Here is a 7,199-nt window from a genome sequence, read left to right on the forward strand (position 1 = left end):
ACCTTCTAGTATAAAATTCAAATAAAATTTTTTATATAAAAAAAGCTAGGCAAGCTAGCTTTAATGACTTATTATTGACAAGATACATATAATAATTACCAAAGGTGTATAAAGGTATCTGCCAAGCTTTATAAATTTTTCACTTTGTTTTTTCTTTGCTCCCTTATTTATTTCTCTTAAAAGAACATCCTTATCCATAACATAAAACCAGATTATAGAACCTGACACTGCCCCAAGAGGAATTATGTAGTAGAGGGTGATATCCATGAAAGGCTCCCAGATGCCAATTGGGTGGAGAAATACTCCGAGCAAAAATACAAGACCACCCACAAGGCCTAGGGCAAGTCTGTCTGATATCTTACACTTCTTAACCAAAGTATCTCCAACAGATTCAAAGATATTTTGTAAAGAGGTAAGACCTGCCATAATTATAGCCAGATAAAACAAGCAAGCAAAGCCCCTACCTATTGGAATATTTGCAAATATGGTTGGTAAGATATGAAAAATTAATTCAGGCCCCTTGGCATGACCCATTTCAAATACAACTATAGCTGGAACTATAATAAAGGCTGATAGAAGGGCCACGACTGTATCAAAAACTGCAGTAAGCTTTGAATCTACTATTACATCTTGATTATCAGCCAGCATTCTCCCCATAAAGATCATACCAAAGCCTGTTATAGAAAGAGCAAAAAGGGCATCGCCCATAGCAGATATGGCTGTACCTATAGAAAGGTTTTCAAAGTCAACCCTAAAAAGTAACCTATAACCTTCTTCAATTCTTTCAAGCCCACTCATCCTTATCATCACTATAATATATATGACTATCATAGTAGGCATGAGGATGGAGTTTATTCTTTGCATTGATTTAAAGCCGCCCAGACTCATTATTATCGCTACAATTACTATTGCTAGGTGAGTTTCTATTACTGCAAAGGACCTGGATGAGAAATTTTCAAACCAGAGGCTTGAGCTTGTTGTGGCAAGCGTCCCATTTAAGGTATCTATGAAAGCCTTTGCCACATAGGAAACTATAATGGTATAACCGATGGCTATGATAAGAGATACTATCATAGGTATGTAACCATAAAAACTTGCTATTTTTGAATTTTTAAACCTAGTCTTTATGGCTTTTTCATAAGAATATACCACAGATCCCTTGCACATCCTACCTATGGCAAATTCGCTAGATAGGCCTACATAGGCGAATAGACTTATAAAAAACAAATAAAATATCAAAAAGAAGAGTCCTCCCTTATGAAATTTATAAGGAAAGCCCCAAACATTTGCCATACCGACTGCAGAACCTGCAGCCGATAAGACGAATATGGTCTTAGATTTAGTTTTTGGAAGCTTCATAACTTATCCTTGGTATTTTTTCTCTATTTCTGCTATAAGCTTTCTATCGTTAAAATAATCAATTCCCATGGCAGCCTTAACTTGGCTAAGCTTCTCGCTTCCCTTGCTTCTTGCCTCTTCACTTCCTTTCTTAAGTATGTCAAATACTTCATCTATGTGCTTTTCATAGTAGGCTCTTTTTTCCCTGATTGGGGCAAGTTCTTCTTCTAGGACCTTAATTAAGAACTTCTTGCACTTAACATCACCTAGGCCTCCTCTTTGATAGTGGGCCTTTAGCTCGTCAAGATTTTTATACTCTGGCAAATATTTTTCAAAATGACTATCATTTGAAAATACATCTAAATAGGTAAAGACAATATTTCCTTCTACTTTGCCTGGATCATCTATATTTATATGGTCTGGGTCTGTGTACATACTCATGACTTTTTTCTTTACATCAGCCTTAGTATCTGCTAGGTAGATGGCATTTCCTAAGGATTTGCTCATCTTAGCTGCTCCATCTATGCCAGGCATACGACGAGCGATTTTTTGATCAGGGAGGACTGCCTTTGGCTCTATGAAGACCTGACCATAGATATTATTAAAGCTTCTTGCTATCTCTCTTGCTTGCTCTAGCATTGGCTCTTGGTCCTCACCAACAGGTACTATATTAGCATCAAACAATAGAATGTCAGCAGCCTGGCTTACTGGATAGATCAAAAATCCTGCTGGAAGGCTAGTTTCAAAATTTCTTAGCTTTATCTCACTTTTTACAGTCGGATTTCTTTCAAGCCTTGATAGGGTTACAAGGTTTAGGTAATAGAAAGTAAGTTCTGTTAGTTGTTCTATCTGTGACTGGACAAAAATTGTCACCTTTTCTGGGTCAAGGCCTACACTTAAGTAGTCAAGGGCAACCTCTATAAGGTTTTCACGAATTTTTGCTGGATTGTCAAAATTATCTGTTAGGGCCTGGCTGTCAGCAATCATGACATACATCTTGTCAAAGTTTCCTTCATTTTGCATTTTCACCCTGTTTTTAAGGCTGCCTACATAATGGCCTAGGTGGAGTCTACCTGTTGGCCTATCGCCTGTTAAAATTATATCTCCCATTTCTTCTCCCTTCATGTAAAAAAGGGGAAGCTTAGTGCTTCCCTATTAATTTTCATTTTTTGCTAAATAAGCATCTATAAAGCCCTGGATATCACCATCCATTACAGCTTCTACATTTCCCATCTCATAATTTGTCCTATGGTCTTTGACCATTGTGTAGGGTTGGAAAACATATGATCTTATCTGGCTACCCCAGGCAATTTGTGAATATTTACCTTGGATATCTTCTATTTTTTCTCTTTTTTCTTCTTCCTTAATCTGGATAAGCTTTGATAAAAGAAGCTTCATTGCTGTTTCTTTATTTTGCATTTGGCTTCTTTCAGCCTGACTTGATGCGACTACTCCTGTAGGAATGTGGGTTATCCTTACGGCTGAGTCAGTCTTATTGACGTGCTGGCCACCTGCCCCACTTGCCCTATAGGTATCAATTCTTAGGTCTGATGGATCGATTTCTATTTCATTATCATCATCAAGCTCTGGAAAAACATCTACTGATGAGAAGGATGTGTGGCGTCTTGACTGGCTATCAAAAGGTGATATCCTTACTAGCCTATGAACGCCTTTTTCCGCCTTAAGATATCCGTAGGCATAAGGTCCTTGGATATAGAGAGTTGCCGACTTGATCCCGCCTGCTTCCTCATTGTTTATATCCTTGACCTCTATCTTGTAGCCTCTTTTTTCGGCATATCTGGTGTACATCCTATAAAGCATGTCTGCCCAATCTGTAGCTTCAAGACCACCTGCACCCGCATTTATTGATAGGTAGCAGGAGTTTTTGTCATACTCACCATCTAGTTGGGTCTTTAGCTTCATAGATTTGATATCTTTTTCAAGTTTATGAAGATTATTATCTACTTCTTCTAAAGTTTGACTTTCATCTTCATCGCTTAATTCAACTAGCTCAATCAAATCTTCATTATCTTTTAGGCTAGTTTCTAGCTTTTCATAGTCTTCTAGGTCGCTTTTCTTGTCAGATAAGTCTGCCATTATCTTAGAGGCCCTATCTGAATCATTCCAAAAGTCTTCTTTGATAGATTCTTTTTCTAAGTCTGCGATTTCTTTTTTAAGACCAGCTGGGTCAAAGACTATCTCCGATTAATTTTAAGATTTCGCTTAAGTTTTTAATTTCTTCTTTTAGTTCGAATATTTCTCTCATCTTATCTCTTTACATTTGATTTTGAAGCTTCACGTTCTAGTCTACGACGTTCTGCCCTATTAAGATTTGACTCATCATCTGAATTATCTAGTTCTTCAAGACTTTCACCTTCTGGAACTAGGACTTGTTTTCTTTGAATGTTTTGTTGCATTTCTACATTCATCATAAACTTAACTGTATCTTCTTGGATAGATCTAGTCATTTCTTCATACATATCGAAACCTTCGTTGGTGTAGGCTCTTACTGGATCTTCTTGACCCATTGCCCTTACTCCGATTTCTTTTCTCATCTGATCCATAGCATCGATGTGGTCCATCCATTTTTGATCTATTACCCTTAGAAGGATTACTCTTTCTACTTCTCTCATTGTTTCTGGGCCAAAGGTTGCTTCTTTGTCAGCATATTTGGCAAGAGTAGCTTGGGTTATATATTCAATTAGGTTTTCTTGAGTGTATGAGTTTAAATTTTCAAAGTGTAGTTGGGTTACTGGTACACCTAGTCCATTTAGGTAATTTAATAGGGCTGTCATTTCCCAATTTTCTGGTTTAACTTGTGGGTTTGTAAAGCTAAGTACCGCTTCTCTTATGACATTTTTGATCATATCGATGATGGTTTCTTTCATGTCATGTCCCATAAGAACTTCACGTCTTTCGTTGTAGATTATAGTTCTTTGTTTGTTCATGACATCATCGTATTGTAGGACTCTTTTTCTTGTTGCAAAGTTGTTTGCTTCTACTCTTGTTTGAGCCTTTTCGATTGATCTTGATACTAGTTTTGAAACTATTGGTTCATTTTCATCAAAGTTGTATGAATCAACAAATTTAGCTACTGCTTCCCCACCATTTAGTCTGATTAGGTCATCTTCAAGTGATATGAAGAATCTTGACTTACCAGGGTCACCTTGTCTACCTGAACGACCTCTTAGCTGGTTGTCTATACGTCTTGACTCGTGTCTTTCAGAACCAATTATATATAGGCCGCCAACATCTATTACTTGTTTTTCCTCAGCCTTTATTTCAGGTCTGTAGATATCTTTATAGTGTCTGTATTTTTTCCTGATATCTAGGATTTCTTGGTCATCTGTAGCTGAGAATGAATCAACTTCTTCTAGTAATTCTTCAGAAGTTCCCTCTCTTCTTAGCCTTTGTTTGGCCATAAAGTCTACGTTACCACCAAGGGTTATATCTGTACCACGACCAGCCATGTTGGTTGCAATTGTAACTGAACCTAGACGACCTGCTTGAGCAACAATTTCTGCTTCTCTTTCGTGGTTTTTAGCGTTTAGTACTGTATGTTTGATGCCAGCTTTCTTTAGGGCATCTGATAATCTCTCACTTGCTTCAATTGAGATTGTACCTACTAGGATTGGTTGACCTGTAGCATGTACTTTGTTTATTTCGCTGATTATGGCGTTAAATTTACCACGTTCATTTATATAAACATAGTCTACATCATCGACCCTTTGTACTGGTCTATTTGTAGGGATTTCTACTACGTCAAGCTTATAAATTTCATCAAACTCGTCTTCTTCTGTCTTTGCAGTACCAGTCATACCTGATAGTTTATCATACATTCTAAAGTAGTTTTGGAAGGTAATTGTAGCTAGGGTCTTACTTTCAGCCTTAACTTCTACACCTTCTTTTGCTTCTATAGCTTGGTGAAGTCCATCTGAGAATCTTCTACCTTGCATGATACGTCCTGTAAATTCATCTACGATTTCTACTTCGCCGTGGTTTACAACATAGTCAATGTCTCTTGTCATAGTTGTATTTGCCTTAAGAGCGTTATTAATATAGTGAGATAGCTCTAAGTTTTCAGAATCTGATAAGTTTTCGATGCCAAAGAATTGTTCAGCTTTCTTTGTACCTTTTTCTGTAAGGTTAGATGATTTTCTCTTCTCATCTACTAAGAAATCTACATCTTCAACCTTAAACTCTCTATCAAATGGGTCAATATCAGCATCCTCATTAGGATCGATTATCCTACCTTCTAGGGTTTGGATAAATTCATTTGCCCTCTGATAGGTATCTGTTGATTCATCACCTTGGCCTGATATGATAAGTGGTGTTCTAGCTTCATCTATAAGGATTGAGTCAACCTCATCGACTATAGCATAGTTTAGTCCACGTTGTACCATGTCTTCTTTGTAGATAACCATGTTATCTCTTAGGTAGTCAAAACCAAATTGGTTGTTTGTACCATAGGTAATGTCAGCGTTGTAGTTTTCTTTTCTTTCGCTATTTGTAAGTCCGTAAATAATACAACCAACACTTAGACCAAGCCATGTGTGAACTTTACCCATCCACTCTTGGTCACGCTTAGCTAGGTAGTCGTTTACTGTTACTACATGGACACCCTTTCCTGAAAGAGCGTTAAGATAAGATGGAAGTGTTGCTACAAGAGTCTTACCTTCACCTGTTTTCATCTCTGCTATCTGTCCATTATGTAGTACAATACCACCTAAAAGCTGTACAGGATAATGTTTCATACCTAATACCCTGTCACTTGCTTCTCTAACTACAGCAAATGCTTCAACTAAAATATCATCTAATGTTTCGCCGTTTTTTAATCTTTCTTTAAATTCTACTGTTTTATGTTTTAACTGATCATCAGTTAACTTTTGCATATCTTCATCTAGTGCTAAAATCTTGTCAACAATCTTTTTATTTTGTTCGATTTCTTTTTGACTAAATGACTTAAATAAATTAAATAATGCCAAATTTTTCACCTTCCAATTCTTTACTTATCCTACCCTTATTATACAAAATTTCAATCATTCTTAGGCTTTATGTCTGTAATTATAATCAATCTTTATCCGATAAAAAAGCCTTGTAAATTTCCCGTAAAATAAATAATAATTATTATAGTCCACTATTTATTATATAGGCTTATTTTACATTAATCAATAGGAGAAGCTAAGAATATAAAAAGGACCCGAAGGTCCTCATTATATTTTATATATATAAGTTAAATCATGTTAATCTATAAATCTTTATAAGGTTGGTACTATCATACCATAATCGCCTTTTCTTCTCTTATAGACGACTCTAATTTCCATATCTTCTGCATCTTGATATACAAAGAAATTATGATTTAATAGTTCCATTTGAAGGATTGCTTCTTCAGCACTCATTGGTTTAACTGGAATAGATTTTTCCCTAGCAATCTTGATTTCTTCTTCATCTTGTTTTTCTTCGCCTGGTTCATATTGATCAAAGGCTTCAAATCTAATTGATTGTCCAGTATTTCTATTTCTTTGTAGTCTTGTCTTATGCTTTCTAATTTGTCTGACTAAGGCATCTATAACCCTATCAATAGCATTTTGGTAAGACTCATCGCAAGCTTCTGCACGAAGGATAGTGCCATTGTCTAGATAAACAGTAGCCTCTACCTCAAAACCAATACCCTCCTTAGCAAATTTCAAATCAAGCTCTTCTTCTTCGTGGAAGTATTTATCTAACCTATCAAATTTTTTCTCAGATTCTCTTGTGATGTCATCTGTTAGATTAAAATTCTTAGCTTTGATATTTAGTTTCATAATAACCTCCTCGTATATTATAGTTGTAGTAATAAATACTACATTTTGTTCTCAATC

Annotated in this window: 5 protein-coding genes; all 5 read right to left on the reverse strand. The window is 36.1% G+C overall.

Annotated elements, in window-relative coordinates:
• Positions 1-60 precede the first annotated feature (60 nt).
• Positions 61-1,359 carry a sodium-dependent transporter gene (locus RRB46_RS01105; protein WP_311537188.1) on the reverse strand — a complete coding sequence of 433 codons (1,299 nt, stop codon included), beginning with the start codon at positions 1,357-1,359 and terminating at the stop codon, positions 61-63.
• A gap of 3 nt (positions 1,360-1,362) precedes the next feature.
• Positions 1,363-2,448, reverse strand: a complete 1,086-nt coding sequence (trpS, locus tag RRB46_RS01110; RefSeq protein WP_296128169.1) for a tryptophan--tRNA ligase — start codon at positions 2,446-2,448, stop codon at positions 1,363-1,365.
• A 45-nt stretch (positions 2,449-2,493) separates the two neighbouring features.
• A protein-coding gene (prfB, locus tag RRB46_RS01115) for a peptide chain release factor 2 (protein WP_296128171.1) occupies positions 2,494-3,604 on the reverse strand; the annotation gives its coding sequence in 2 pieces (ribosomal slippage) (positions 2,494-3,528 and positions 3,530-3,604; 1,110 coding nt in all).
• 1 nt (position 3,605) lies between these two features.
• Positions 3,606-6,323 carry a preprotein translocase subunit SecA gene (gene secA / locus RRB46_RS01120; RefSeq protein WP_311537189.1) on the reverse strand — a complete coding sequence of 906 codons (2,718 nt, stop codon included), beginning with the start codon at positions 6,321-6,323 and terminating at the stop codon, positions 3,606-3,608.
• A gap of 273 nt (positions 6,324-6,596) precedes the next feature.
• Positions 6,597-7,142 carry a ribosome hibernation-promoting factor, HPF/YfiA family gene (gene hpf, locus RRB46_RS01125; RefSeq protein ID WP_296128176.1) on the reverse strand — a complete coding sequence of 182 codons (546 nt, stop codon included), beginning with the start codon at positions 7,140-7,142 and terminating at the stop codon, positions 6,597-6,599.
• Between the last annotated feature and the right edge of the window lie 57 nt (positions 7,143-7,199).

It is taken from the genome of uncultured Anaerococcus sp. (assembly GCF_963512375.1).
In the GTDB taxonomy this organism is placed as follows: Bacteria; Bacillota; Clostridia; order Tissierellales; family Peptoniphilaceae; genus Anaerococcus.